The organism is Nostoc sp., assembly GCF_036917815.1.
Classification (GTDB): Bacteria; Cyanobacteriota; Cyanobacteriia; order Cyanobacteriales; family Nostocaceae; genus Nostoc.
On sequence record NZ_JBALEK010000057.1, the window covers coordinates 12,066 to 34,548 of the forward strand.

The following is a 22,483-nucleotide window of genomic DNA, read 5'->3' on the forward strand; positions in this document are numbered from 1 at the left end:
TGATTTTTCCCCCAACGCTCGTAGGGAAGGGGGCTAGGGGGTTAGGTTTCGCGTTGATTTTTCCATATCACGTGAAAAGTCAGTTTGAGAATCAGGATTACCTTGCTGCACTTTTACTAAGAGTGAGTTGACATCAACTTCCAACTTGTGAAACTGGGCTTGATGCTGAAGATTTCCGCTACAGTGTGCTACCACATTCAAACTGCCATCTAGAAACCCACGCCGACACGCATGACGCTGAATCTTCCCGCTAGATGTCTTGGGAATACTTCCAGGTTTAATCAAAACTGTGGCATACACTTGTAAACCGTGATTATCTACAACTGCTTCAGTGATATTGCCGACGACTTCTTGAATATCCAACCGCCTCAAATAGGTTCGTTCTACCTCTTGAATAACGACTAATCGCTGTTGTCCCTTCTGCTCTACAGTGAAAGCTGCTCCACAATGCGATCGCAATGCTGGATGACTTTTTTGAACTGTTAACTCAATATCCTGGGGATAATGATTTTGTCCTCGGATGATAATCACATCTTTTAGTCGTCCGGTGACAAACAGTTCGCCATCTTGCACAAATCCCAAGTCACCCGTGCAAAGAAATGGCCTTTCTCCTGTATCTGCCAGATAACCTTGAAAAGTTTCCCCAGTTTGCTCTGGTCGATTCCAATAGCCAGCAGCCACAGAAGAACCTGACACCCAAATTTCTCCTACCTTCCCAGGGGGACACTGAGTTAAAGATTCGCGATCGACAATGGCGATTTTCTCATCTAACCAGGTGCGACCGCAGCCGACAATTGTTTTAGTCCCTTCCCCAGATGCAGCCACCACCCGATTTTCCTCAAGGGCTACTCCTTCAACTTGGTACACAACGGGGGAAGCTGTTTTCAAACCCCCAGAAACGAATAAAGTCGCTTCAGCCATCCCATAGCATGGGTAAAACGCTTCCCGACGGAAACCACAAGGCGCGAAATAGTTAGCAAATAGCTCCAGAGTTTCGGCACGGACTGGTTCGGCTCCATTGAAAGCAACTTCCCAACTGCTTAAGTCAAGCTTGGAAAGCTGTTCGGGAGTAATCTTGCGAACACACAGGTCATAAGCAAAATCTGGACCACCGCTAGTAGTGGCTTTGTAACGAGAAATAGCTTGCAACCAGGAAAAAGGCTTCTGAAGGAAAGCTACTGGTGACATCAAAATAGACGGTATACCCAGATATAGAGGCTGCAACACATTCCCAATCAGTCCCATATCGTGGAATAAAGGCAACCAACCGGCAAAAATTGTTTTATCTGTATGTCCGAAACCCATCTTGATGGATCTCTGGTTGCACAGCAAATTCCCATGAGTGATCATCACCCCCTTTGGCGTTCCCGTAGAGCCGGAAGTGTATTGGAGAAATGCCAGGGTGTCACTCTCTAGCTTTGGTTTTTGCCAATTTGAACTGAGATTGCTGTCAATGTAATCACTGTTTAACCAGCGCATAGTTGCCAATTCTGGATTTTCGACCAACTGACCTTCCAGGTTGGTTAACAAGGATTTCGTAGTCAAGACTACCTTTGCTTGGGCATCTTTAACGATCGCTTGCAACCTGAACAAGTTCATATTGGCTCGCGGCGGATAAGCGGGAACGGCGATCACACCCGCATATAAACAGCCAAAGAAGGCGCTAATGAACTCTAGACCCGGTGGATACAACAGCAAAGCCCGTTCGCCAGGAGATACTAGAGACTGAAGATGGGATGCGAGCGATCGCGCTTGCAGGTCTAATTCTCCATAAGTCAGTCTATTTTCTTCAGTTTCTCCATCTCGGAGAAATATATAAGCTGTTTTCTCAGGCTGATTTTTAGCTCTGTAGCTCAGTAATTCTATTAAATTTGAAAATTTGTCAAGAGGGTTTTGGAGATCAGCCAAACAAATAGTCATAAGCCCATTTCACGGTTTACACAGTGATGTCATGTGTATGTATAGATTTGTCAGCTACGAGTCTGTCAATAAATAATTGATAAATTCCCTGTAGAGACGGCGATTTATCGCGTCTCTCTAGGCGATTTATCGCGTCTTTCTAGGCGATTTATCGCGTCTCTCTAGGCGATTTATCGCGTCTCTCTAGGCGATTTATCGCGTCTTTCTAGGCGATTTATCGCGTCTCTCTAGGCGATTTATCGCGTCTTTCTAGGCGATTTATCGCGTCTTTCTAGGCGATTTATCGCGTCTCTCTAGGCGATTTATCGCGTCTTTCTAACCGTCAACGATTTACCGGATGATGCCTAATTCACGATCCAACTTTTGGAAAACGTGAATAAATGTATCTAAATCTTCACGTGTATGGGTTGCCATGACACTGATTCGGAGTCTTTGGGCATTGAGGGGAACAGCAGGGTACTCCACCGAATTCACAAAGATGCCTTCTTGGTGAAATCTCCAGGCAAGAGTGCGAATTTCGACCTCCGCCGGGATTCTCACTGGTATGATCGCAGAATCACTCCTGGCTTGGAATCCCGCCTCTTGGAGTTGCTGCAACAAATAAGCACTATTGGCTCGAAGCTGACTGATACGCTCCGGTTCCCGCTCGATGATATCCAGACCTGCGAAGACAGCCGCAACAACAGGAACAGGCAAAGATGCTGAGAACATATAAGACCGAGCAAAGAAGCGCAGATACTCGATTACATCACGACTAGCAGCGATAAAGCCGCCTGTGACCCCCAATGCCTTACTGAAAGTCCCCATCGTTACATCAATTCGACCTTTCAGACCAAAGTGTTCATCGGTACCGCCGCCCTTGTTACCCATGACACCCGTACCGTGTGCATCATCCACGACAAGAATAGCCCCGTAATGGTCACAAAGCTCACGAATTGCTGGGAGTGGAGCTAAATCGCCATCCATCGAATATACGCCTTCGACAGCCACATAGATTAATCGATTTGATGCTCCTCCAACTTGCTTGCATTTGATCAGACGCTGTTCAAGGTCGTCACAATCGTTGTGCTTGAAGTTAAAAGCGCGAACCCTGGAACCCATAGACACAAGCTTAATGGCATCATACAGACTGGCATGGCCTAACTCGTCGCAGATTAAAACATCATCATCCCGTAACAGACCATTCACCCACCCTAACTGTGCCTGAAATCCACTCGCAAAAAGCAGAGCATCTTCAGCGCCTTTGAACTGGGCAATACGGGCTTCAAGTTGGCGATGGATGCTGCTCATCCCATTGAGTAGAGGTGGCCCACCCATACCAACACCAAATTCTTCAATGGCTTGCTTTGCTGCTTCTCGAACATAGGGATGGGTGGTCAATCCCAGGTAATTATTTGATCCGAACATCAGCATTGACCTGATATCACCAGTGAGCGGATCTTTGATCAGAGTTCGATTTTCAATTGGTCCAACGACCTCACGAGGGAAATAGGTCAGCATACAGGCATTGGGACCGATGGATGGATTTGGTGTATGCAGCCAATTAGAGCAAGGTTTCACACGCTCCGCTAAGGATGAACCAATGGTTGGGAAAAAATCTTTGAAGGAAAAATTCTCGGCATGGCTGCTGGTATCCGGTGCAGCCCATATATTCTTAACATCTTCTGGGAATTTATTAGTCTGTTTACTTAACATTGTGAACTCTCACCTAGATTTATTTTTCTGTTTTTAGCACAGCAAACTAACCGCTTAAGTCTTTTAAGCAATAAACCTCTTGTGTGAATCAGATTATGAACTGCTCAACAGATAAGTCGCTAGTTTGTGAGTATGCGTTCTGTCTAATAGTCACTCGCACACTTTCATTGCATTATTTTGATAAAAGCTATATCTACTTTCTTGGTGAAGGCATTGAGAATAGCAAGCAGTTTTCATCTGAGCAAAGGCTATCTTGCTAGCACTTTGACCTCTCTCCAAACCTCTCTCCTTTTAGGAGAGAGGCTTTGAATCTTGCTCCCCAACGCTAGTAGGGGAGCCAGTGCGTTGGGCGGCTCCGCCGACTTGAAGCACCTGGCGTAAGGGGCTGGGGGTTAGGTCTGTATTGCACTCAACAGAGAAGCGCTATATATGCAGTAGTTTTCCAAGTACTCGCACACCAAGATAAATGCTAAAACTAATTTCACTAAAGACTGGAAATTAGCAAACAAATATCAATTACTTTCGATGTAGAGCAATCTTATCTGAAGTGTGAACATCATAAAATCAGAGAAAATCAACCTTTTCTCGGTTTTTATAAAGCATTTAAGATTGCTGTGTAATATTAATTTAACGAGGAGTGCCAGTTGGCCAATACTGTACCCAATTTTCAACTTTAAACATGATTTTAATTTGAAGAGAAGGCATATAAATAGAAATGTTCTTCTCTAATGAAAGATTAACCACCAAAAGTGTTTCCTCTGTTCTGAACGTACCAAATATCTAAATCTTTTTAGATGTGTTGGAAATCTGGATTAGGGTGAATTTTTAATCCGAGATTAAAGCTACCACTATTTAGATTTTGTTGTCAATCAACAAAATGAGTTAAACAAGATGTTTAGATAAAAATATATAGGTAGATATAGATACAGAATCTCACTAGATATATCACAAGCACATAAGTTGTTACGACAAATTGCCGATGCAATTGATAATATTAGAGTGATATTGGAATAGCTAAAACAGATGGAGATAACCAAATTGAGTAAGAGAAACCCTAACTTTTATAAGCTAGGGCGAAGCGTTCAATTCCAGCTAAATCAGCGTGAGTTTGAATATTGCAATAATTACCTTGATTTTGCAAAAGTTCTCGCACTGCATTGGCCTGTCCAGCCATCATCTCAATCAGCCACACGCCACCCGATCGCAAATAACTAGGTGAAATTTCTACCAAATTCCGAATGCAATCTAAGCCATCAGCGCCACCATCCAAAGCTAGATGCGGTTCATGGTTAACTACTTCTGGCTGCAAAGTAGGTAAGATGCTGGTGGGGATGTAAGGAGGGTTGGACACCATACCATTGAACTGACCTTTTAACAATGCCAGTGGCTCCCACCAGGAACCTTGATAAAATTTAATCCGGTCAGCAAAACCCAAATCATCGGCGTTGGCTTGGGCGATCGCCAGAGCTGCTAAACTGTAATCAACTGCATGAATTGTTGCTTTTGGCAAGACATCTGCTAATCCGATGGCGATCGCACCACTCCCAGTACCCAAATCCGCCCAATGTCCTGAAGCATCTGCGAACAATGCTTTAGCTAAATCAATTAAGCACTCTGTCTCTGGTCTGGGAATCAAAACTGCACTCGACACTGCGATTTTAAAATTACGCCAAGGTGTAACTCCCGCAATATACTGCACTGGTAAGCGTTCATTTAATCGCCTCTGCCAGAGCTGGTCTAACTCTACTAGAGGCAATTGCAGCTGAATTTGCGGCCAGTTCTTAAAAGACTCCAAACGCAGTGCCAAGCGGTCTAATCCAGCCACCTCTATAAGTAGCCAGTCTACCTCCCTTGGAGGGACATCAGTGGCGATCGCTGCTTGGATAGCTACATTTCGCCACTGCCAAAGTTGTAAACCAGAAACTATCAGATGTTTCTCTTCCATACCTCAACCTTGGAGCGCCTATCCGTTATTTTTTCGCAGCCGGCGCAGGAGCTGGTGATTGATTTGGCGCAAGGGAGCGAATAAAGTTGATCGACTCCCGCGATGGATACAGAACAATTTTATTTATACTAGGATCGTTGCTGCTATTGAGAGCCTCTAGAACACCGTACAAATCCACCACCTGAATTTCAGTGTTGTCTGCTTCCTTTGGCACAGCTTTTTTGAATTGGTCTAACAGAGCCACTGCTTGTTCTTTCTCAAAAAAGAAAGGGATGTAGCGCTCGTTGCCTTTTGCCAGGGGAATGGTCAAATAGCTATTATCTTTCTTAAATTTGGGTACAAACAAGGGAATACCATTGAATTGCTCCACTTTTTTACCATTCTGATTTAGCATACTAGTTGCCGATGCTACCTGTTCTTGCGTCGGCACTAAAGTATAAATCACAGAATCTGGTTTCTTTTTGCTTTCTTGCACTATTTTAAAGTAGTCTGCCAAAGACAAAGGTCTCACCTGTAGGGTACTTGCCAACTGGGGATTTTCTTTTTTGAGCCGATTGTCAAGGAATTTTTGAGCATCTTGCTTGCTAATAAAAAATCCTACTTGCGAGATCGTCTTGGATTCGTTTTTCCTCGAAAGAACTACGAATTCGCCTTTAGGATTGGTGAGGGTGAATACGGGTACTTCTTGGAGCTTTTTCACTATCTGATCTTGTGGCAATGCGATCGCCTCTAGATTGCCCATCCCTGGTAGATTGCCTATTCCTGAAAGCCCCGTTAAAAATACACTGGTAGCTATACCCAATGTTGCGCCCAAGCGAATAAATGATTTCATGACTGCTCCTCGCATCAATAGTCCAATTAAATTAAACAAATGGTTGGATTTGCACAGCACCAACTAGCTTTAGTTATATAGCAATCTATTTCAATTGTGAAAAATTCATTATGCGCGTTGAGGTTGAGTGTTAACTGTGAGGCAGCCCGGTCTTGTTGTTCCAACGCATTGGCACTGCCGTTAGCGCAAGCGGTAGCGTCACCCGGAGGGTCAACGGACAAAATCCAATATTCCCTAACTACTTAGGGTTGCTATAGTATCGCTTTCCCAAATTGACTGTACTCGACTTGTGTTTTTCCCGATTTCCCTTTGCTATTCACCGCGAAATGCCGTAGATGCCTATTATATGTCTTCTCAAACAGTGAAAAGCTTTCCCAGCTTAGAAATGATAAATGTCATTTTATCGGCTTTTTCTAATATGGGGTGACGCTACTGCTTAATCAATCGTTCCATCTGCGATTGGTTTAATATCTTCACTAATTAAATCGGGATGACAGGATTTGAACCTGCGGCATCCTGCTCCCAAAGCAGGCGCGCTACCAAGCTGCGCTACATCCCGGTTAGACTTATCTACTTTTTTGGTTTGATTTTAACTTACCACCAAAGCGATCGCCCTTTCACAAGAGCGTTAAATTAATCATATCATATAACACGGCTCATGCCTAATATCTTTTATCTTCTGCAACGACTGAGCTAGATTACATCCTAGACTGATAAAGGTTTTGCTGCCGACTTAGTTTTACAAGAGATATACTTGCTCCTTCGTCGGCTAAACCTTGTCAAACCAAACCAAAATAATAGATTTGTACTACTATACCTGATTTTATTGTGCGAATCGGGTTTTATTTGGATTGAGCGCTAGTGAGGATACCAGAACATACCTTTGATGCCTTCTGGATCAGCCATAAACCCCATAGTTCGGTAGAAATCTACAACATGAGGATCGGCAAAGAGAGTGACATTACTAATTTCTTCACTCCTAAGTTTTTTGAGAACGTATTTCATCAGCGCCTTGCCCAATCCTTGACTTTGAAAGTCTGGGTGAACCACCACATCCCAAATAGTGGCATTAAAAGCGTGATCTGAGGTAGCGCGGGCAAAACCAATGAGCCGCTTTTGGTTTCCTCTCACCTGCCACATTGAGGCAACGAGAAAACTATGCTCAATAGCTTTTTTCACTTTTCTTAGCGGACGACGCGACCAACCAACTGCATCACAGAGTTCTTCTAGCTCATATAGGTCAATGTCTCGTTCCGTGCTGAAGACGATGCGAGTCTCCTTTGAAGAAGCTTCGCTAATGCTACCGAGGCTAGAATTGCCCGCAGTTTCCGCTCTATGCTCTTCAAAAGAGTTTGTCCTAGTTGTCCCTACAGATTCAGGAGTGCTAAACCAAGTTTTCCAAAAACCCATGCCAACGTGGTTCGGGTAGTATAACTGAATTGGTTTCCACTCTCAGGAGTGTTGATTCACGTTTAACATAGCTACCCCCATTTATTACCCCTGACACTCAAAGTTTTTCGGTTGTTTTCGGGATTTGCAATGGTAACAGCCATTTAGGGCGTGTTTCACACCAATCATTTTCAACTTTAGCATTTTGTTGTCTGGGCTAGGAGAAATTCACAAAAAGGGAAGAATATAAACAATTCAAAATTCAAAATTCAAAATTCAAAATGGAAAAACCTAATCCTGGCAATTGCTCGTATAGTGCTTAAATGCACGTTAGCTTAGGAGTGTATTGTATACAAGAAATGGGGCATGGGGCATGGGGCATGGGGCACTTGTACTGAGCGCAGTCGAAGTATGGGGCATCGGTATTGAGAACACTCTTCTCTTGTCCCCCAGTCCCTAATCCCCAATCCCCAATCCCCAATCCCTAATCCCCAACACCCAACCCCCAGGTGACGAAAGCAAGCGAGTCTTACCCTTAACAATGGCTTCTGGTTTAAAATCTTCGACACTGGAACTCCTAAAGCGCTTTAACCGAGCGTTTCCCCAGTTTTATGAGCAATTCGTCAGCAGTGAAATTCAACTGCAAAATTTGCGGCTAGCTTACCGTCTTTATAAAACTAGACGCGCTGTGATTGAACTGAAACCGGAAGGTAGCAAAAGTGCCCTGCATTTTGCTTACCGCAATCAGTCTTTTCTTCTCAGCGATATTTTTGGTGTACTAGCAGCTTATGGGTTGACTATCCACGGTCTAAGTCTATACGGTCAGATCCGTCCGCCAATGTTAGTTTTTATCAAACTGTTGGTATCTCGTGGTAGCAAAGCTTTGACCGAGAAAACCGCAGAAAATGTCTGTCGTGCTATTCGTGAGGCTTTAGGAGGTCGGTTTGAGGTAGAAGAGATGCTGGCAGTAGAATTCAATCTTGACACTGGCTTAGAGCAGGTACAAACTGAGTTCTATGTTGATCCGGTGTTTCATCTACCTGCCCTAGTGATTGAAGCTGATAATCAACCAGGATTATTCTACAAAGTGATGTACGCCATCTGGCAAGAAGACCTTCTGGTAGTCAATGCCAATTTATTGGTTTGGCGCGGACGTACACGGCTAATTCTCTACTTGCTGGGGCCAAATGAAAGCCTCATTCCTGAATATCTGGGTCACAAAATCGCTGAAGGGGTGCGACAGAGATTGTTAGGGAAATGAGTTATCGGTGAAAAATTAACAACTTCTAACTCCTAACTCCTAACTCTTCGCATTTAGTCGCACCCGCCCTTAAGGGTACGATATAAGTATGGCAACTATTGAAATCTTGGGCGTTCCACACGCATACGAGCTAACGGCTCCCACTTCTTGCCCCCACGCTTTAGTATTTATCCACGGTTGGCTCAATAGCCGTGGATATTGGCAACCCGTGATTTCCCGCCTATCAGATGATTTACAGTGCCTTTCCTATGATTTGCGGGGTTTTGGTGAGTCGCAATCTCAGGTAAAAACCGATTTTAGTCAAGCACAAACGTCTCTGAGTCTCATGCCCATCTCAAGTAGTGCGGTTGGCTCACCAATGGAATCTCTTTATACTCCTGCTGCATATACTCAGGATTTAGCAATTCTCCTAAAACAGCTAAATATTACCAGTGCTTGGCTAATTGGTCACTCGTTGGGTGGGACGATCGCTCTTTGGGGAGCAGATCAAATACCTGAGTGCGTTAAGGGTGTTATTTGTATCAACGCTGGTGGTGGTATTTACCTCAAAGAATCCTTTGAGCAGTTTCGCTCGGCTGGTCAGAAATTTTTACAAGTCCGTCCGCGCTGGCTTTCCCAAATGCCTTTGATTGATTTGCTGTTTACTAGAGCGAGTGTGGCTCGTCCTTTGGAGCGCTATTGGGCACGTCAACGAGTAATAGATTTCGTTGTGGCTGATCCAGAAGCAGCTCTGGGAACTCTATTAGATTCCACAACGGAAGAAGAAATCAATCGTTTACCTGAGCTAGTATCTCAACTGAAGCAGCCAGTTTATTTTTTGGCTGGCGCCCAAGACAAGGTTATGGAACCCAAGTATGTGCGGCATTTAGCTAGTTTTCACAGACTGTTCCAATATTGTGGTGATAATGTTCTGGAAATCCCTAATTGTGGACACCTGGCTATGTTGGAACAGCCGGATGCTGTGGCTGATCACATTCGGGCGATAGTTAAAAGTCAATAATTATTGGGCATCCCTTCTCTACGAGATGCTACGCGAACGGCAACTCTTGGAGACGCTACGCGTAGCTTGCTTCTCCGGAGGGGTACGCTCAGGGCAAGTGGGCATTGGAGCAAACAGAAAGTTCTTCTCTCCTGACTAATGACTAATGACTAATCTACAGGTTGATACAATTTCATCACCTGGGTAAGCGCTAACCTAGACTCAACGCCTAGTGTGAGGGTGGATATATGACCACGCGATAGATGATCTGCGGCGGCGCAGCCAATCATGGCGGCGTTATCTGTACAGAATTTGAGAGGTGGGAATAGGACGCGTAGGTTATTTTTAACTGCGGCGGCTTGGAGGTTTTTTCTCAAGCCGCTATTAGCTGCTACGCCGCCACCAATGGCAATTGTGTCTAAACCATAGTCTAGGGCACAGGCGATCGCTCTTTTGGTTAGCGATCGCGCTACGGTATCCTGAAAACTAGCTGCGACATCTGCCACTGGCACTTGTCCACCATCTTTTTCTAACTGCTGCACTAAACGCAATACAGCCGTTTTTAATCCGCTAAAACTCGTATCATAACGATGAACCCCGCCGCCGGGTACAGAAACTCTTCCTTCTGGTAGGGCAAAGGCTTGAGGATTCCCCTGTTGTGCCAATTTGTCAATCACTGGCCCACCGGGATAACCCAGCTTTAACAATCGCGCCACTTTATCAAAGGCTTCACCCGCAGCATCATCACGGGTTTGTCCCAGGGTTTCGTAACTACCACAATCTTTGACATAAATCAAGCTTGTATGTCCGCCTGAAACCAGTAAGCTAAGGAAAGGGGGATTTAAAGTTGATTCACTCAAGTAAGTTGCGTAAATGTGACCTTCCAGGTGATGAACTCCCAAAAATGGCTTGTTGTGTACCATTGCCAGGGTTTTGGCAGCAGTTAACCCCACCAACAGCGCTCCTACAAGTCCAGGGGCACAAGTGGCAGCAATTGCGTCAATTTTTCCCCAATCTAGTTGGGCTTGTTCTAAGGCTTGTGCGATCGCAACATTGATCGTTTCCAAGTGCTGGCGAGATGCTACTTCTGGCACTACCCCGCCATACTGCTGATGGACTGGAATTTGCGAGGCGACGACACTGCTGCAAACTTTACGATTGTTAACAATTGCGACGGCAGTTTCATCACAGCTGGTTTCTATTGCTAAAACGGTTGTCATTGAGAGTAATCAGTGCTGGGCGCTGAGTCTGGAGTCCTGAGTGATAGAGAAAATCTTGCTTCTTTACTACCCTACAACAACAATTCTTATAGTTGGCACTTCTTCCTGGGCAGTCAACACTCTATTTTGGTTGAGAAGCTTTAACTTTTATTTACTTAAACTTTACTCGGTTCCCACCCAAGAGTATGATGACTTCCTAGTTATGCAAATAAACAACTGTACAAGCCGCTTCGTTTTGTACAAAAAACTTCTTGTTTTGTAATAAAAGGAAACAACTCTATGCGACGATTGTTTGCTTTGATGTTAGCGATCTGTCTTTGGTTCAACTTTGCTCCCCCAGCACAGGCTTTAGGGGCTAATTTGACACCCTGCAAAGACAATCCCGCTTTTCAACAGCTAGCAGCTAATGCCCGTAATACCACTGCTGACCCCGAATCAGGGAAAAAGCGGTTTGAGCGTTATTCTCAGGCGCTATGCGGTCCTGAGGGATACCCTCACTTGATTGTTGATAGTCGTCTAGATCATGCTGGTGACTTTTTGATCCCTAGCATTCTGTTTTTATATATTGCTGGTTGGATTGGTTGGGTAGGTCGTGCCTATCTGCAAGCAATCAAAAAGGAATCTGACACTGAACTCAAAGAAATCCAAATCGATCTTGGTTTGGCACTACCCCTAATATTGTCAGGCTTTGCTTGGCCAGCAGCCGCAGTCCAAGAACTTCTCTCTGGAAAATTAGCAGCCAAGGATTCAGAAATCACTGTTTCCCCACGCTAAATCAGCTTAACTAATTCATTCGTTTTGGAGACTAAATTCATGGCAGACAAAGAAGATCAAGCATCTTATTTGATTAAATTCATTTCCACCGCGCCCGTGGCAGCCACAATCTGGTTGACCATCACAGCAGGGATCTTGATTGAATTCAACCGCTTTTTCCCCGACCTACTTTTCCACCCACTGCCATAAGTGTCAAAGGATTTTGGATTTTAGATTTACGATTCTACGAGACGCTCCGCGAACGATGCGGAAACAACGTCTCTGAGCGTCTTTTGGATGGACACTGCCCAGAAGGGGCGGGACATTAACCAAAAAATTCTTTTAATCTAAAATCCCAAATCCCAAATTGCTGGTCAAATGGGATTTAGGAAAGTTGAATGTCTTGTCTTTTGCCTAATATTGTGTAGTTGGTATATTCAGCTTAGTTAGGCAGAATTATCACCAGAATAGGCAGCAAAAATAGTTTTTTGAAACTCGTGATTCTGTTTACAGATCGCGAGTTTCACAGTTTTAAAACTAGCTAAATTAATTTTTCTAAACTTCCTAGCAAAAAGACATCTTTGGCTACAATTATTATTAATATAAAAATGCCACCATTTTAATTTAGAGGCTGAACATAAAATATGGCACAAGCAGTAGATGCATCAAAAAATCTTCCCAGCGATCCTAGAAATCGGGAAGTTGTTTTTCCCGCATTCGGCGATCCACAGATTGGCAACCTAGAAACCCCAGTTAATTCTCTTCCCTTGATCAAGTGGTTCATTAATAACTTACCTGCCTATCGCCCAGGTTTGGCTCCTGCTAGACGTGGTTTAGAAGTTGGTATGGCTCATGGTTACTTGCTATTTGGCCCCTTTGCCAAATTGGGACCACTGCGGGACACAGCTAACGCTAACTTAGCTGGGTTACTGGGAGGTATCGGCTTGGTTGTTGTTCTTACCGCCTGTCTATCCCTGTATTCCAATAGCAATCCTGCTAAAGCACTTGCTAGTGTTACGGTACCGAACCCTCCAGTAGATGCTTTTAACTCTAAAGAAAGCTGGAACAACTTTGCCAGTTCTTTCTTGATTGGTGGTATTGGTGGTGCAGTAGTTGCTTACTTTTTGACTAGTAACTTGGCACTAATTCAAGGTCTATTTGGTTAATTAGTAGGAGTTAGAAGTTAGGAATTTAAATTCCTAACTTCTAACTCTTAACTCCTAACTTATTTAAACAAAACCGCTTCAATATCATTTAGAGCAGTTTCAAAATCGTCATTAACGATTTGAATATTAAATTCGTCTGCGGCTTGAATTTCTTCTTGGGCGCGGAGTAGACGACGGGCGATTGCTTCTTCAGAGTCTTGGCCACGAGAGCGTATCCGTTTCTCTAATTCATCAAAGGAAGGCGGTAAAATGAAGATGCTCAAGGCACTAGGGAAGGAAGCACGAATTTGTCTTGCTCCTTCTAGTTCAATTTCCAGCACTACCAACTTACCAGAATTAATTTGGTTAAGCACAGCTTCACGGGGTGTGCCGTAACAGTTACCAGCAAATTCTGCCGATTCCAAAAATTCACCTTCAGCAACTAATTGTTCAAACTTACTGCGACTGATAAAGTAATAACTTTTACCATCGGTTTCCCCTGGACGGGGAGAACGAGTCGTTACAGATACGGAATAATAGAGTTCTGGATGACGTTGTAGGAGCGATCGCATTAAAGTACCTTTCCCAACCCCACTGGGGCCAGTTAAAACAATTAGTTTGCCTAAATGTAAGCATTCTTCGGTAATAGCACTATTCTGGATGGGTAAAACTGGCATCATCCCTTAAACCTATAAATCAATCAATAGATATTATTCATCAGTCTTGTGTTCCTGGCCAAGTAGACTAGTACCGCAGAGCGGAATTCAAAATTTAAAATTCAAACTAGGTATACAGCGTAAGGGTTTTATTGATTTGGAATGGGTGGTTTATTTACGCTGTGTTGTAGTGGTCAATTATCTACAGTCTGATGATCGCGGGAAATCACAAAGCGATTCGCTACTGTTTCCGGCTGAATCGCTGAGAGAATGACGTGACTGGAATCGGTGATAATTACTGCCCTAGTCCGACGACCATAAGTTGCATCAATGAGTTGATTTTTGTCCCGTGCTTCGGTAATAATCCGCTTAATCGGGGCAGACTCTGGACTGACAATGGCAACTACTCTGTTGGCAGACACGATGTTACCAAAGCCGATGTTGATTAACTGAATGTCCATAGAAAAAACTGACGCTAAACGCGGTTTGAAAAGCTTGAAATAAACTTATCCTTATGTTATCGCCAAAAAACGTGAGTTACAACGCTTAAATTAAAGCCAGTCTGTGTTTTTAAATAATGTCTGCTTTTTTTTAGCTGTTTATCACCTATTCTTCCTGAAAATCTTCCCAAAGATATATGTGAAATTCCACTGATACAAATACACACTCGACCTGTCGCTTGCTGTACGAAAACCGCTTAATGGATCACCCATATTCCGCTCCACAGTAAGGGGACAGTGGCATTCTCCCTTGCCTGTTGTTAGGGAAGTAAACTACCCACCACTGATTAGAAGTACCTAATACAGTGGGGGCTTTTAAAGCCCAGAGTTTACCCGACTAAGGGCTAGTCCTAGTTAATTACTAAATTAACTTCAGTTCTACGAAGTTCAATTTTGTCTACCACCCACGTTCACAGTACGCATCCGTCGCACACTTCCAGCTTGACAATCGCGTAACCAAGCTTTAACCCCTTGGGCGATCGCACCATTACTACTATCACGTGGCGGGGATAGTGGCTGCTGTGGTGACTGGGAACCAGTTTGAGAAAACATCATCACTAAACGCCAACCAGTTGTAGTTTTTGTCAGCAACAGCCAATGGAATTGCTCCAATTCTATGGCTTTCTTTCCTATGTACTGCCGCTCCAAGGTAGTAAAGAAAACTTGCTCAATTCCTGATGCAGAGTTTTTAGGCGCATCTGCACTATATTCTTCCAGGTTAAGGGGCAGAGGAGTAAACTCAGGTTTTCCTGCCACTAGCATATAACTGTAAACATCACCGCTTCTGCTGAGGCGACGGGCGCGTTGACTGGCGCGATTGGTATAACTAGGTAAATATTGTACTAGCTGTATAGTTAATGTTTCTAAATTTTGCTCAGAACACAAAGACCTCGCCCCAGTGTTGATATTTTCTCTTTGTGCGATCGCAGAGGGTTTAGGGGTGAGGTTTATCGATAACGCTGGGTAAGCAAGGCTATTTGATACTAAAATCCAGAAGCTGCAAGCTAAAAGCCAACTATAATTTTTCTTCTTGAGCGAAGAGACAAGATTGCTCTTTGCTATACCCTGTACCCTGTCCCCCGGCTTCTCACTGACTGCTAGCTTCATGTCACCGTGCTTAACTCCTCAGAAATCCTCTTCCAGGCTAAATCCGGCTCCGTAGCAGTAGTGATGGGACGGCCAATGACTAGATAATCTGCACCTGCAATAATTGCTTGGGCTGGGGTGAGCGATCGCTTTTGATCGCCAATATCAGCCCAAGTTGGCCTAACCCCCGGACAAACTAGTAAAAAGTCATCTCCACAAGTTTGCCGCAATTGTGCCACTTCTTGAGGCGAACAAACTGCCCCATCCAATCCGGCCTCTTGAGCCATTAATGCCATTTCTAGAGCATATTCTGGTAATTCTAGGGGAATCTTCAAATCAAATGCTAACTGTCTAGTAGAAATGCTCGTTAACAAAGTAATCGCAATTAACTTAGGCGGTTTTACACCCCCTTGGGCAGCCCCTTCGTGTGCCGCCTCTGTTGCAGCTTTGAGAGCGTCTTTACCAGATGCAGCATGAATTGTCAATAAATCCACTCCATATTTAGCTGCACTACGACAGGCGCCGGCCACTGTGTTAGGGATATCGTGAAACTTTAAATCTAGGAAAATGCGCTTTTGTCGAGACTTTAACACTTCCAGCATTTTTGGGCCAGTGCTGGTAAACAACTCTAAGCCGACTTTCCACCAAACCACTTGCGGAAGTTGATCTAAAAGAGCGATCGCACTTTGTTCATCCGGCACATCCAAAGCCACAATAACTCGTTGTTCTGCCTGTTCACTATTCCCCATTCCCTACTCCCCACTCCCCATTTAAACTAAACGGACAAACTTATTTTTCCCAACTTGTAAAACCTTACCTTGTAACTCGGTGGCATCAGCAAAAGTAGTATCCACATCGGTAATGCGATCGCCATCTAAGCGCACTCCACCTTCTTGAATTTTCCGCTTTCCTTCCCCCGTACTTTTGCACAAGCCAGTGGCATTGAGAATATACGCTAACTTAGTAGGGAACTGCTGCACCCCAGAAGAAAGAGAAAATTCGGGAACGGCACCTTCCTTACCGCCGCTTTGGGCTGCAACTTTTGCTTCTTGGGCTGCGGTTTCGCCGTGGTACTGTTTAACAACTTCATAAGCTAAGAGTGTCTGGCGATCGCGGGGATTTTCTGGCAGTTTATCCAAAGGTAAATCCGTCAACAGTTCAAAATACTGTGACAGCAGTTGATCGGGAACTCCTTGCAACTTTTGATACTTTTGTCCTGGGTGTTCTGACAATCCGATATAATTACCTAAAGACTTAGACATTTTTTGCACGCCATCTGTGCCAATCAAAATTGGCAGCAGCATCCCAAATTGTGGCTCTTGACCAAAATGGCGTTGTAAATCTCTGCCTACAGCAATGTTAAATTTCTGATCAGTGCCACCTAATTCCACGTCTGCCTCAACTGCAACCGAATCAAAACCTTGCATTAATGGGTACAGGAACTCATGGATAAAAATCGGATTCTCTTTCTTATAGCGATCGGCAAATCCTTCCTTCGCCAACATCTGCCCAACTGTCATCGTGGAGAGTAACTCCAAAATTTTCTCTAAGTTTAGCCCAGAGAGCCATTCGGAGTTATAGCGCACCTCTAATCTTCCTGGTGTGTCAAAATCCAAGATAGGACGTACTTGATCAAGATAAGTCTGAGCATTTTGGGCTACGTCTGCTTCTGTAAGCTGACGACGCACTTCAGATTTACCAGTTGGATCGCCAATACGGGCTGTAAAATCGCCAATAATGAGAACTGCTATATGGCCTGCATCTTGAAACGCTCGCAGTTTACGTACTGGTATGCTATGACCGAGATGAATATCAGTACCTGTAGGGTCAATGCCCAATTTGATCCTCAAAGGTTGGTTTGTAGTTAGTAAGAGCCTTTCTAGGCTTTCACTGTTAACATCAACTGATTGTGGGAAAACTTCTACAACACCACGACGCAGCCAAGCGAAATCTTGCGTCATCTGAAGAGACTCATTACTCGCTATGTTTTGCACACTAGAAGTTAAGTTGGTTATAAACACTTGCAATTTATCCACTTTCTCATCTGCCAAACTACTATAATTGCAAAAAATTAACCGCCTTGCTTCGCCCAATCAATTACAGTTAAATTTATAAGTGAGGAAGTGAAATCGCCGTGTCGTCGTCTAGGACTTTTGAAAACAAACAGCCACAACGTCAGGCTTCATCAGGTTTTGAGTTTTTGAAAGGAGTTGGTCAGGTAACTGGCGGTACTCTGCTCTCAATCACCATGCTGGCAAGTTCCATTGTAGCCGGAGGACTGGTTGGTTTAGCGATTAGTTTCCGTAACTTGCCAGATGTCAGACAGCTACGTAACTTTTTCCCCTCAGAAACGACTTACATCTATGACGTTAAGGGCAAACTCTTAACGAGTATTCACGGGGAAGCCAACCGAGAAGTAGTACCCCTAGATAGAATTTCTCCGAATCTCAAACGGGCAGTATTGGCAAGTGAAGATAGCCACTTTTACGATCACCACGGTATTAACCCCGTCGGCGTTGGGCGGGCTGTAGTAGTTAATGCTGTAGCAGGTGGAGTCAAAGAGGGTGGCTCTACTGTGACTATGCAATTAGTAAAAAACTTGTTTTTGTCTCGCAAGCGTGCCTTTACCCGGAAGTTAGCAGAAGCGGTGCTAGCAATTCGGTTAGAGCAAATTCTCAATAAAGACCAAATTTTAGAAATGTACCTCAATCAAGTTTATTGGGGTCATAACAATTATGGTGTACAAACGGCAGCCCGCAGTTACTTTAATAAGTCAGCAGAATATTTAACTTTGGGTGAGTCGGCAATGATGGCGGGTTTGATCCAAGCACCAGAAGAATTTAGCCCGTTTGTGAGCATGAAGCTGGCAAAACAGAAACAAAAAGAAGTGCTGGGACGGATGCTGGAATTGAACTGGATCAGCCAGTCAGAGTACGATGATGCCCTGAAGCAAGAAATCAAACTTGGTAAAATCAAATCCTTTCAAGGTAGTGCCTTACCTTATGTAACCAATACTGTAGCGCAAGAGTTAGCTAAGAAGTTTGGGCGTGAGACACTACTCAAAGGCGGGATGCGGGTGCAAACTACAGTTGATGCCGACTTCCAAAAGATGGCAGAAGAAACCGTCACGAAGTGGCATAAAACACTTTTAGAGGAGGGATTATCTAAGAATCAAATGGCTCTGGTAGCAGTTGATCCACGCACGCATTTTATCAAAGCATTGGTGGGCGGAATAGATCCTAAGACCAGTGAATTTAACCGTGCAACTCAAGCTCAACGGCAGCCCGGATCTTCTTTTAAACCCTTTGTATATTATACTGCTTTCGCTAGTGGTAAATATGCGCCAGATTCAACGGTGGAAGATTCTCCAGTCAGCTATCGAGATGGTAACGGTTGGTACTCTCCCAGGAATTATGATAATACTTTTAGGGGATCAATGCCAATCCGCACAGCGATAGCCCAATCACGAAACATTCCTGTAATCAAGGTTGGTAAGGCTGTGGGGATGAATAGAGTGATCGAAACCTGCCGTACCTTGGGGATTACGAGTCCGATGGAACCTGTGTCTTCTTTGCCACTTGGGGCAATTGGTGTCACCCCTCTGGAAATGGCTAGTGCCTATGCTACCTTTGCTAATTATGGCTGGCAATCTCCACCAACTGTAATTGCCCGTGTTACTGATAGTAGTGGTAATGTGTTGCTAGATAACACCCCTAAACCGCAGCTAGTTCTCGATCCTTGGGCATCAGCAGCAATTTTAGATGTGATGCAATCGGTAATCAATGAAGGTACTGGTAAAGGTGCTGCCATCGGCCGCCCAGCCGCCGGGAAGACGGGAACAACATCATCAGAAAAGGATATTTGGTTTGTGGGCACTGTGCCACAGTTAACAACTGCTGTCTGGGTAGGGAGAGACGACAACAGACAACTAGCTGACCATGCAACAGGCGGTGTTATGGTCGCTCCCATTTGGAAAGATTTTATGGAGAAAGCACTTAAGAACGTACCAGTAGAAAAATTCAAACCAACTTCGGAGTTTTCTCGCCCCAAGTCAAATTAAAGTTAGGAGTGATAAGTTATGAGTTTATTCAGAACTCATAACTCCCAACTCCTAACTTTTATTAGGTTTGTTTTTCTAGCTCGGCTTTCATCCGTTCTAAAGTGAGGTGCATTTGGTCAAACATTTGTTGCGGGGTGATACCGAACTGACCTAATTGTGTTTTCAGTTGCTCTACTGTCATTTGTGCCATGAAATCTTCTGATAACTCGAAGCGCTTCATAAAGATGCGGTATCGATCCATCATGGTTTCCATTTGCTCAATAAACAGCTTTTTGCCCTCGCGGTCGAATTTGCCGTAGCCGTTGCCAAGCTGAATCAGCGCTTGATAATCCTCAAACAGCTGTTTTGCTTCTTGCTGAACTATTTCAGAATCGAAGAATCCCATATTGCTTATATTAAACTGAGCGCCCAGACTCAGTAGCTTAATAGTTTTACTTCTATTTATTATTTTAGTCTAGGTGAGTAGTTTAATGACAAAGCTTCGGTTTTAGTACGGTTTGTTACCGAAATTTCAACACTTGACTTGAGGACTTTTCCCCAATCTAAACCGACTTAATAAAGCTGCAATACTTACAGCTTTAGCCATTGATTTAGGATTGGTGTTTTCATTCGGTTGAATTTTCAGTTCGGGAGCGTATTTCAAGGCTAGTGAATTTTGCGGGTTCAGTTTTAATGCTTGATAGATGTAAACCCTAGCCATACCGGTAAATTTCTGTTTGAGATGTACCAAACCTAATAAGGCATAGTAGTCGCTGTTATTTGGCTCTAACTTGATAGCATCACGCAGTTCTTGCACAGCTAGTGGCCATTTGGCTACCCTAACGTACTCAATAGCTCGTTGGTAGTGGCGTTGAGCGTAGTTTGTCAAAACTGGTTTGACATCAGTTTGTTCAGATAATGTCAATCCAACTGGCTTGACTTTTCCCTCAGGGATGATGGGAACAGCTTTTTGCGGTAGGAATAGGTCTGGTTTATGCAACCGTAAGTATACTAAATTCAGTATAGTAATTTGTTGCGTCACCTGATAAAACTGATCTAGTGATTTATATTGAGCTTCTGCATAACAGGCGATCGCTTCTTCATAAAATAATTCTGCTTGGGGTGTAGACATTTCCATAATTTCCTGAGCTATGGCACTTTGAGAAGATAAAGTCTTCTGCTCCAAAACTCTTCCATCTGATCGCAGCATCGCGATCGCAATCAAGCGCTTCTGTCGATGTTTCAGTTGTTCATATGCTGGATTGATTAAATGGCTAAATATTGCCGTTGCTAATTGTTGGTCTGAATTAGAGTTTTTGGACTGGCGATCGGGATGTAGCAACTTTGCTAGAGCGTGATAGCGTTTGAAAATCTGACGATCATCAGCAATCACAGAAATTCCTAGCACAGCGTAAGGATCACAAAGCTTTTCAACCCATTTTGGTGGTAGCAAGGTCTGTGACATAGTAGTAATAAGGCTGTTAAAAACTTAAAATTAGCATCAAAGCTCAATGCACAGTCATGTGAAACTTACCCAATTTTCTGTGGGATTTCACATCTAAATTAGGACTTACGCAAAACTAACTGCACGCTGTAGGGGCAATTCATGAATTGCCCCTACCTAAAAATCAGGGTTTTAGCTATTGTTTGCGTAAGTACTGTAAATATCTGAAGGGCAAGGCAGGGTAGTTGACTGTCTGATTGTAGGAACTGTGGTATTGGTATATTTGTTATAAATATGTTGACTAAGCGCAAAAGTCGAAGTGTTGCTGCTGTTTTAGCTTTTTCTGGGACGCTGACAATTTCAGGATTACATAAATTCTATTTGGGACAGCCACTTTGGGGTGTTTTGTATGTGTTACTTTCCTGGACACCTATCCCCAAGGTAGCTAGTGCGATTGAGGGAGTTTGGTATTTAGCCCAAGATGAAGAAGCTTTCGATCGCAATTTTAATCTAGGGAAGTCAGCAGCAAAGAACTCACAACGGGTAAATAATCAGGTAGGGGCGATCGCTGATGCAATGCGTGAATTAGATGCTCTGCGCCAGGATGGACTGATTTCAGAGTATGAATTTGAGCAAAAGCGCCGTCAATTGTTAGACCAGATTTCTTGAGGTGAGCGACAATCATGAATAACTGGCTACCTTTAAACTCCAGGCTGCAAAAACTCCGTGCCAAGCTCCTCAACGATCCTTACTATCGCCTCCAATCTGGGGAAGAAATTCAGATAGCGGCCAAATTAGGTATCCGCATTGATGCCAATCAAGCGACTGTAGATGATTGGTTACGCCTACCAGGTTTGTCAATTCACCAAGCGCGATCGCTTGTGGAACTTTCACGTTCGGGTGTTAAATTTTACTGTATTGAAGATATTGCTGCGGCTTTGGGTATGCCCGCGCCGCGCTTAGAGCCATTAAAGCCTCTGCTGAATTTTATTTACTATGACCACGAATCTTTAGAAAATCCTACGCATTTAGTCAACCCGAATACAGCAACCGTTGAAAAATTAGCACAAATTCCATTTATCGATTTGTCTTTGGCGCAAGCAGTGGTGCAAAATCGGCAATCAGGGGGATTTTACCGCAACTTGGCTGATTTTCAACGACGGTTAGAGTTAACTGGTGATGCGATCGCTCAGATCATGTATTATTTAACGTTTTAACTGATTCGGCGGAATTCCCCGTCCCTCTACAGGGCGGGGATGGATAGCCGGACGACGACTTTCATCACCTCCGACCGATATCAACTGTTAGGTTGATTAGGGAGTGGGGTGCTTTCGTCGTCAATAGATGGGCTAGGTAGCCTGTCGATCCAATCCTCAGCCAACTGTGTAACTGTTTTTTCTTTGCTTCGAGCATAGAGCTTGAGTTTGTCGTAACGCTTCTGAGAAAGTCTGATCATCATCGATTTTTCTTTCATGATGTATATATATTAGCAATACATCTATGTTATGATATAAATGGTCGTTGACCCGCCCGACCGTATTGAACAGACAGGCTAACTTCAAAGTAGTAGTCAGATACTTGCCGCAGAAAAATCGGTAGATCGGGGAAAGAACACTGTT

Annotated in this window: 22 protein-coding genes and 1 tRNA gene; 8 read left to right on the plus strand and 15 right to left on the minus strand. The window is 43.9% G+C overall.

Annotated features, from left to right (window positions below; translation table 11 throughout):
• Positions 1-33 precede the first annotated feature (33 nt).
• The 6 genes from V7K97_RS16870 to V7K97_RS16895 form a co-directional block, all read right to left on the minus strand.
• On the minus strand, positions 34-1,920 hold the full coding sequence (locus tag V7K97_RS16870; RefSeq protein WP_334802178.1) for a fatty acyl-AMP ligase: 1,887 nt from the start codon (positions 1,918-1,920) through the stop codon (positions 34-36).
• Between the two features lie 330 nt (positions 1,921-2,250).
• Positions 2,251-3,615, minus strand: a complete 1,365-nt coding sequence (locus V7K97_RS16875; protein ID WP_334802179.1) for an aminotransferase class I/II-fold pyridoxal phosphate-dependent enzyme — start codon at positions 3,613-3,615, stop codon at positions 2,251-2,253.
• Positions 3,616-4,669: 1,054 nt separating this feature from the next.
• Positions 4,670-5,560 carry a peptide chain release factor N(5)-glutamine methyltransferase gene (gene prmC / locus V7K97_RS16880; RefSeq protein ID WP_334802180.1) on the minus strand — a complete coding sequence of 297 codons (891 nt, stop codon included), beginning with the start codon at positions 5,558-5,560 and terminating at the stop codon, positions 4,670-4,672.
• A gap of 25 nt (positions 5,561-5,585) precedes the next feature.
• A complete protein-coding gene (locus V7K97_RS16885) occupies positions 5,586-6,392 on the minus strand; it encodes a Tic22 family protein (protein WP_334802181.1) in 807 nt (268 codons plus the stop codon).
• Between the two features lie 485 nt (positions 6,393-6,877).
• Positions 6,878-6,951, minus strand: a tRNA-Pro gene (locus V7K97_RS16890).
• Positions 6,952-7,250: 299 nt separating this feature from the next.
• The gene (locus tag V7K97_RS16895) at positions 7,251-7,802 is read right to left on the minus strand and encodes a GNAT family N-acetyltransferase (RefSeq protein ID WP_334802182.1); all 552 of its coding nucleotides are present in this window, start codon (positions 7,800-7,802) and stop codon (positions 7,251-7,253) included.
• 520 nt (positions 7,803-8,322) lie between these two features.
• On the opposite strand from V7K97_RS16895, the gene V7K97_RS16900 reads away from it, so the two are divergent.
• Positions 8,323-9,042: a hypothetical protein gene (locus tag V7K97_RS16900; RefSeq protein ID WP_012410214.1), complete on the plus strand. Its 720-nt coding sequence runs from the start codon at positions 8,323-8,325 to the stop codon at positions 9,040-9,042.
• A gap of 88 nt (positions 9,043-9,130) precedes the next feature.
• A complete protein-coding gene (locus tag V7K97_RS16905) occupies positions 9,131-10,042 on the plus strand; it encodes an alpha/beta fold hydrolase (protein WP_334802183.1) in 912 nt (303 codons plus the stop codon).
• A gap of 149 nt (positions 10,043-10,191) precedes the next feature.
• Here the strand turns inward: V7K97_RS16905 and tsaD are convergent, their stop codons facing one another.
• Entirely contained in the window at positions 10,192-11,241 is a 1,050-nt protein-coding gene (tsaD, locus tag V7K97_RS16910) for a tRNA (adenosine(37)-N6)-threonylcarbamoyltransferase complex transferase subunit TsaD (protein WP_334802184.1), read from the minus strand.
• A gap of 279 nt (positions 11,242-11,520) precedes the next feature.
• Here tsaD and V7K97_RS16915 point away from each other — a divergent pair, with 279 nt between their 5' ends.
• From V7K97_RS16915 to V7K97_RS16925, 3 genes are all read left to right on the plus strand, one after another.
• The gene (locus V7K97_RS16915) at positions 11,521-12,015 is read left to right on the plus strand and encodes a Photosystem I reaction center subunit III (protein ID WP_334802185.1); all 495 of its coding nucleotides are present in this window, start codon (positions 11,521-11,523) and stop codon (positions 12,013-12,015) included.
• A gap of 39 nt (positions 12,016-12,054) precedes the next feature.
• On the plus strand, positions 12,055-12,204 hold the full coding sequence (gene psaJ, locus V7K97_RS16920) for a photosystem I reaction center subunit IX (protein WP_334802186.1): 150 nt from the start codon (positions 12,055-12,057) through the stop codon (positions 12,202-12,204).
• Between the two features lie 434 nt (positions 12,205-12,638).
• Positions 12,639-13,160: a photosystem I reaction center protein subunit XI gene (locus tag V7K97_RS16925; RefSeq protein WP_334802187.1), complete on the plus strand. Its 522-nt coding sequence runs from the start codon at positions 12,639-12,641 to the stop codon at positions 13,158-13,160.
• A 59-nt stretch (positions 13,161-13,219) separates the two neighbouring features.
• Here the strand turns inward: V7K97_RS16925 and gmk are convergent, their stop codons facing one another.
• The 5 genes from gmk to tyrS form a co-directional block, all read right to left on the minus strand.
• Entirely contained in the window at positions 13,220-13,819 is a 600-nt protein-coding gene (gene gmk / locus V7K97_RS16930) for a guanylate kinase (protein ID WP_334802188.1), read from the minus strand.
• A 170-nt stretch (positions 13,820-13,989) separates the two neighbouring features.
• Positions 13,990-14,256, minus strand: coding sequence for an extracellular matrix/biofilm regulator RemA (gene remA / locus V7K97_RS16935; protein ID WP_334802189.1), 267 nt, complete (start codon positions 14,254-14,256; stop codon positions 13,990-13,992).
• 426 nt (positions 14,257-14,682) lie between these two features.
• On the minus strand, positions 14,683-15,402 hold the full coding sequence (locus tag V7K97_RS16940) for a hypothetical protein (RefSeq protein WP_334802190.1): 720 nt from the start codon (positions 15,400-15,402) through the stop codon (positions 14,683-14,685).
• Complete coding sequence (gene pyrF, locus V7K97_RS16945; RefSeq protein ID WP_334802191.1) at positions 15,399-16,130, minus strand: orotidine-5'-phosphate decarboxylase; 732 nt, start codon at positions 16,128-16,130, stop codon at positions 15,399-15,401. The genes V7K97_RS16940 and pyrF overlap by 4 nt, the downstream gene beginning before the upstream one ends.
• A 21-nt stretch (positions 16,131-16,151) precedes the next feature.
• Positions 16,152-17,342 carry a tyrosine--tRNA ligase gene (tyrS, locus tag V7K97_RS16950; RefSeq protein ID WP_334802192.1) on the minus strand — a complete coding sequence of 397 codons (1,191 nt, stop codon included), beginning with the start codon at positions 17,340-17,342 and terminating at the stop codon, positions 16,152-16,154.
• A 173-nt stretch (positions 17,343-17,515) separates the two neighbouring features.
• Here tyrS and V7K97_RS16955 point away from each other — a divergent pair, with 173 nt between their 5' ends.
• Positions 17,516-19,441, plus strand: coding sequence for a transglycosylase domain-containing protein (locus V7K97_RS16955; protein ID WP_334802193.1), 1,926 nt, complete (start codon positions 17,516-17,518; stop codon positions 19,439-19,441).
• Positions 19,442-19,502: 61 nt separating this feature from the next.
• On the opposite strand, the gene V7K97_RS16960 is transcribed toward V7K97_RS16955, so the two are convergent.
• Together V7K97_RS16960 and V7K97_RS16965 are read right to left on the minus strand one after the other, a co-directional pair.
• A complete protein-coding gene (locus tag V7K97_RS16960; protein WP_334802194.1) occupies positions 19,503-19,826 on the minus strand; it encodes a DUF1825 family protein in 324 nt (107 codons plus the stop codon).
• Positions 19,827-19,952: 126 nt separating this feature from the next.
• Positions 19,953-20,885: a J domain-containing protein gene (locus V7K97_RS16965; RefSeq protein ID WP_334802195.1), complete on the minus strand. Its 933-nt coding sequence runs from the start codon at positions 20,883-20,885 to the stop codon at positions 19,953-19,955.
• 273 nt (positions 20,886-21,158) lie between these two features.
• On the opposite strand from V7K97_RS16965, the gene V7K97_RS16970 reads away from it, so the two are divergent.
• Together V7K97_RS16970 and V7K97_RS16975 are read left to right on the plus strand one after the other, a co-directional pair.
• Positions 21,159-21,533 carry an NINE protein gene (locus V7K97_RS16970; protein WP_334802196.1) on the plus strand — a complete coding sequence of 125 codons (375 nt, stop codon included), beginning with the start codon at positions 21,159-21,161 and terminating at the stop codon, positions 21,531-21,533.
• A gap of 14 nt (positions 21,534-21,547) precedes the next feature.
• Positions 21,548-22,081 (plus strand): ComEA family DNA-binding protein, encoded by a 534-nt coding sequence (locus V7K97_RS16975; protein ID WP_334802197.1) that lies wholly within the window; start codon positions 21,548-21,550, stop codon positions 22,079-22,081.
• Positions 22,082-22,161: 80 nt separating this feature from the next.
• On the opposite strand, the gene V7K97_RS16980 is transcribed toward V7K97_RS16975, so the two are convergent.
• A complete protein-coding gene (locus V7K97_RS16980; protein WP_334800391.1) occupies positions 22,162-22,323 on the minus strand; it encodes a hypothetical protein in 162 nt (53 codons plus the stop codon).
• Positions 22,324-22,483 lie beyond the last annotated feature (160 nt).

Bases quoted from the DNA above. Each gene is read 5' to 3' on its own strand.
- V7K97_RS16870 (WP_334802178.1), bottom strand. From the start codon at position 1,920: ATGACTATTTGTTTGGCTGATCTCCAAAACCCTCTTGACAAATTTTCA.
- V7K97_RS16875 (WP_334802179.1), bottom strand. From the start codon at position 3,615: ATGTTAAGTAAACAGACTAATAAATTCCCAGAAGATGTTAAGAATATA.
- prmC (WP_334802180.1), bottom strand. From the start codon at position 5,560: ATGGAAGAGAAACATCTGATAGTTTCTGGTTTACAACTTTGGCAGTGG.
- V7K97_RS16885 (WP_334802181.1), bottom strand. From the start codon at position 6,392: ATGAAATCATTTATTCGCTTGGGCGCAACATTGGGTATAGCTACCAGT.
- V7K97_RS16895 (WP_334802182.1), bottom strand. From the start codon at position 7,802: ATGGGTTTTTGGAAAACTTGGTTTAGCACTCCTGAATCTGTAGGGACA.
- V7K97_RS16900 (WP_012410214.1), top strand. From the start codon at position 8,323: ATGGCTTCTGGTTTAAAATCTTCGACACTGGAACTCCTAAAGCGCTTT.
- V7K97_RS16905 (WP_334802183.1), top strand. From the start codon at position 9,131: ATGGCAACTATTGAAATCTTGGGCGTTCCACACGCATACGAGCTAACG.
- tsaD (WP_334802184.1), bottom strand. From the start codon at position 11,241: ATGACAACCGTTTTAGCAATAGAAACCAGCTGTGATGAAACTGCCGTC.
- V7K97_RS16915 (WP_334802185.1), top strand. From the start codon at position 11,521: ATGCGACGATTGTTTGCTTTGATGTTAGCGATCTGTCTTTGGTTCAAC.
- psaJ (WP_334802186.1), top strand. From the start codon at position 12,055: ATGGCAGACAAAGAAGATCAAGCATCTTATTTGATTAAATTCATTTCC.
- V7K97_RS16925 (WP_334802187.1), top strand. From the start codon at position 12,639: ATGGCACAAGCAGTAGATGCATCAAAAAATCTTCCCAGCGATCCTAGA.
- gmk (WP_334802188.1), bottom strand. From the start codon at position 13,819: ATGATGCCAGTTTTACCCATCCAGAATAGTGCTATTACCGAAGAATGC.
- remA (WP_334802189.1), bottom strand. From the start codon at position 14,256: ATGGACATTCAGTTAATCAACATCGGCTTTGGTAACATCGTGTCTGCC.
- V7K97_RS16940 (WP_334802190.1), bottom strand. From the start codon at position 15,402: ATGAAGCTAGCAGTCAGTGAGAAGCCGGGGGACAGGGTACAGGGTATA.
- pyrF (WP_334802191.1), bottom strand. From the start codon at position 16,130: ATGGGGAATAGTGAACAGGCAGAACAACGAGTTATTGTGGCTTTGGAT.
- tyrS (WP_334802192.1), bottom strand. From the start codon at position 17,342: ATGACGCAAGATTTCGCTTGGCTGCGTCGTGGTGTTGTAGAAGTTTTC.
- V7K97_RS16960 (WP_334802194.1), bottom strand. From the start codon at position 19,826: ATGGGATTCTTCGATTCTGAAATAGTTCAGCAAGAAGCAAAACAGCTG.
- V7K97_RS16965 (WP_334802195.1), bottom strand. From the start codon at position 20,885: ATGTCACAGACCTTGCTACCACCAAAATGGGTTGAAAAGCTTTGTGAT.
- V7K97_RS16970 (WP_334802196.1), top strand. From the start codon at position 21,159: ATGTTGACTAAGCGCAAAAGTCGAAGTGTTGCTGCTGTTTTAGCTTTT.
- V7K97_RS16975 (WP_334802197.1), top strand. From the start codon at position 21,548: ATGAATAACTGGCTACCTTTAAACTCCAGGCTGCAAAAACTCCGTGCC.
- V7K97_RS16980 (WP_334800391.1), bottom strand. From the start codon at position 22,323: ATGATGATCAGACTTTCTCAGAAGCGTTACGACAAACTCAAGCTCTAT.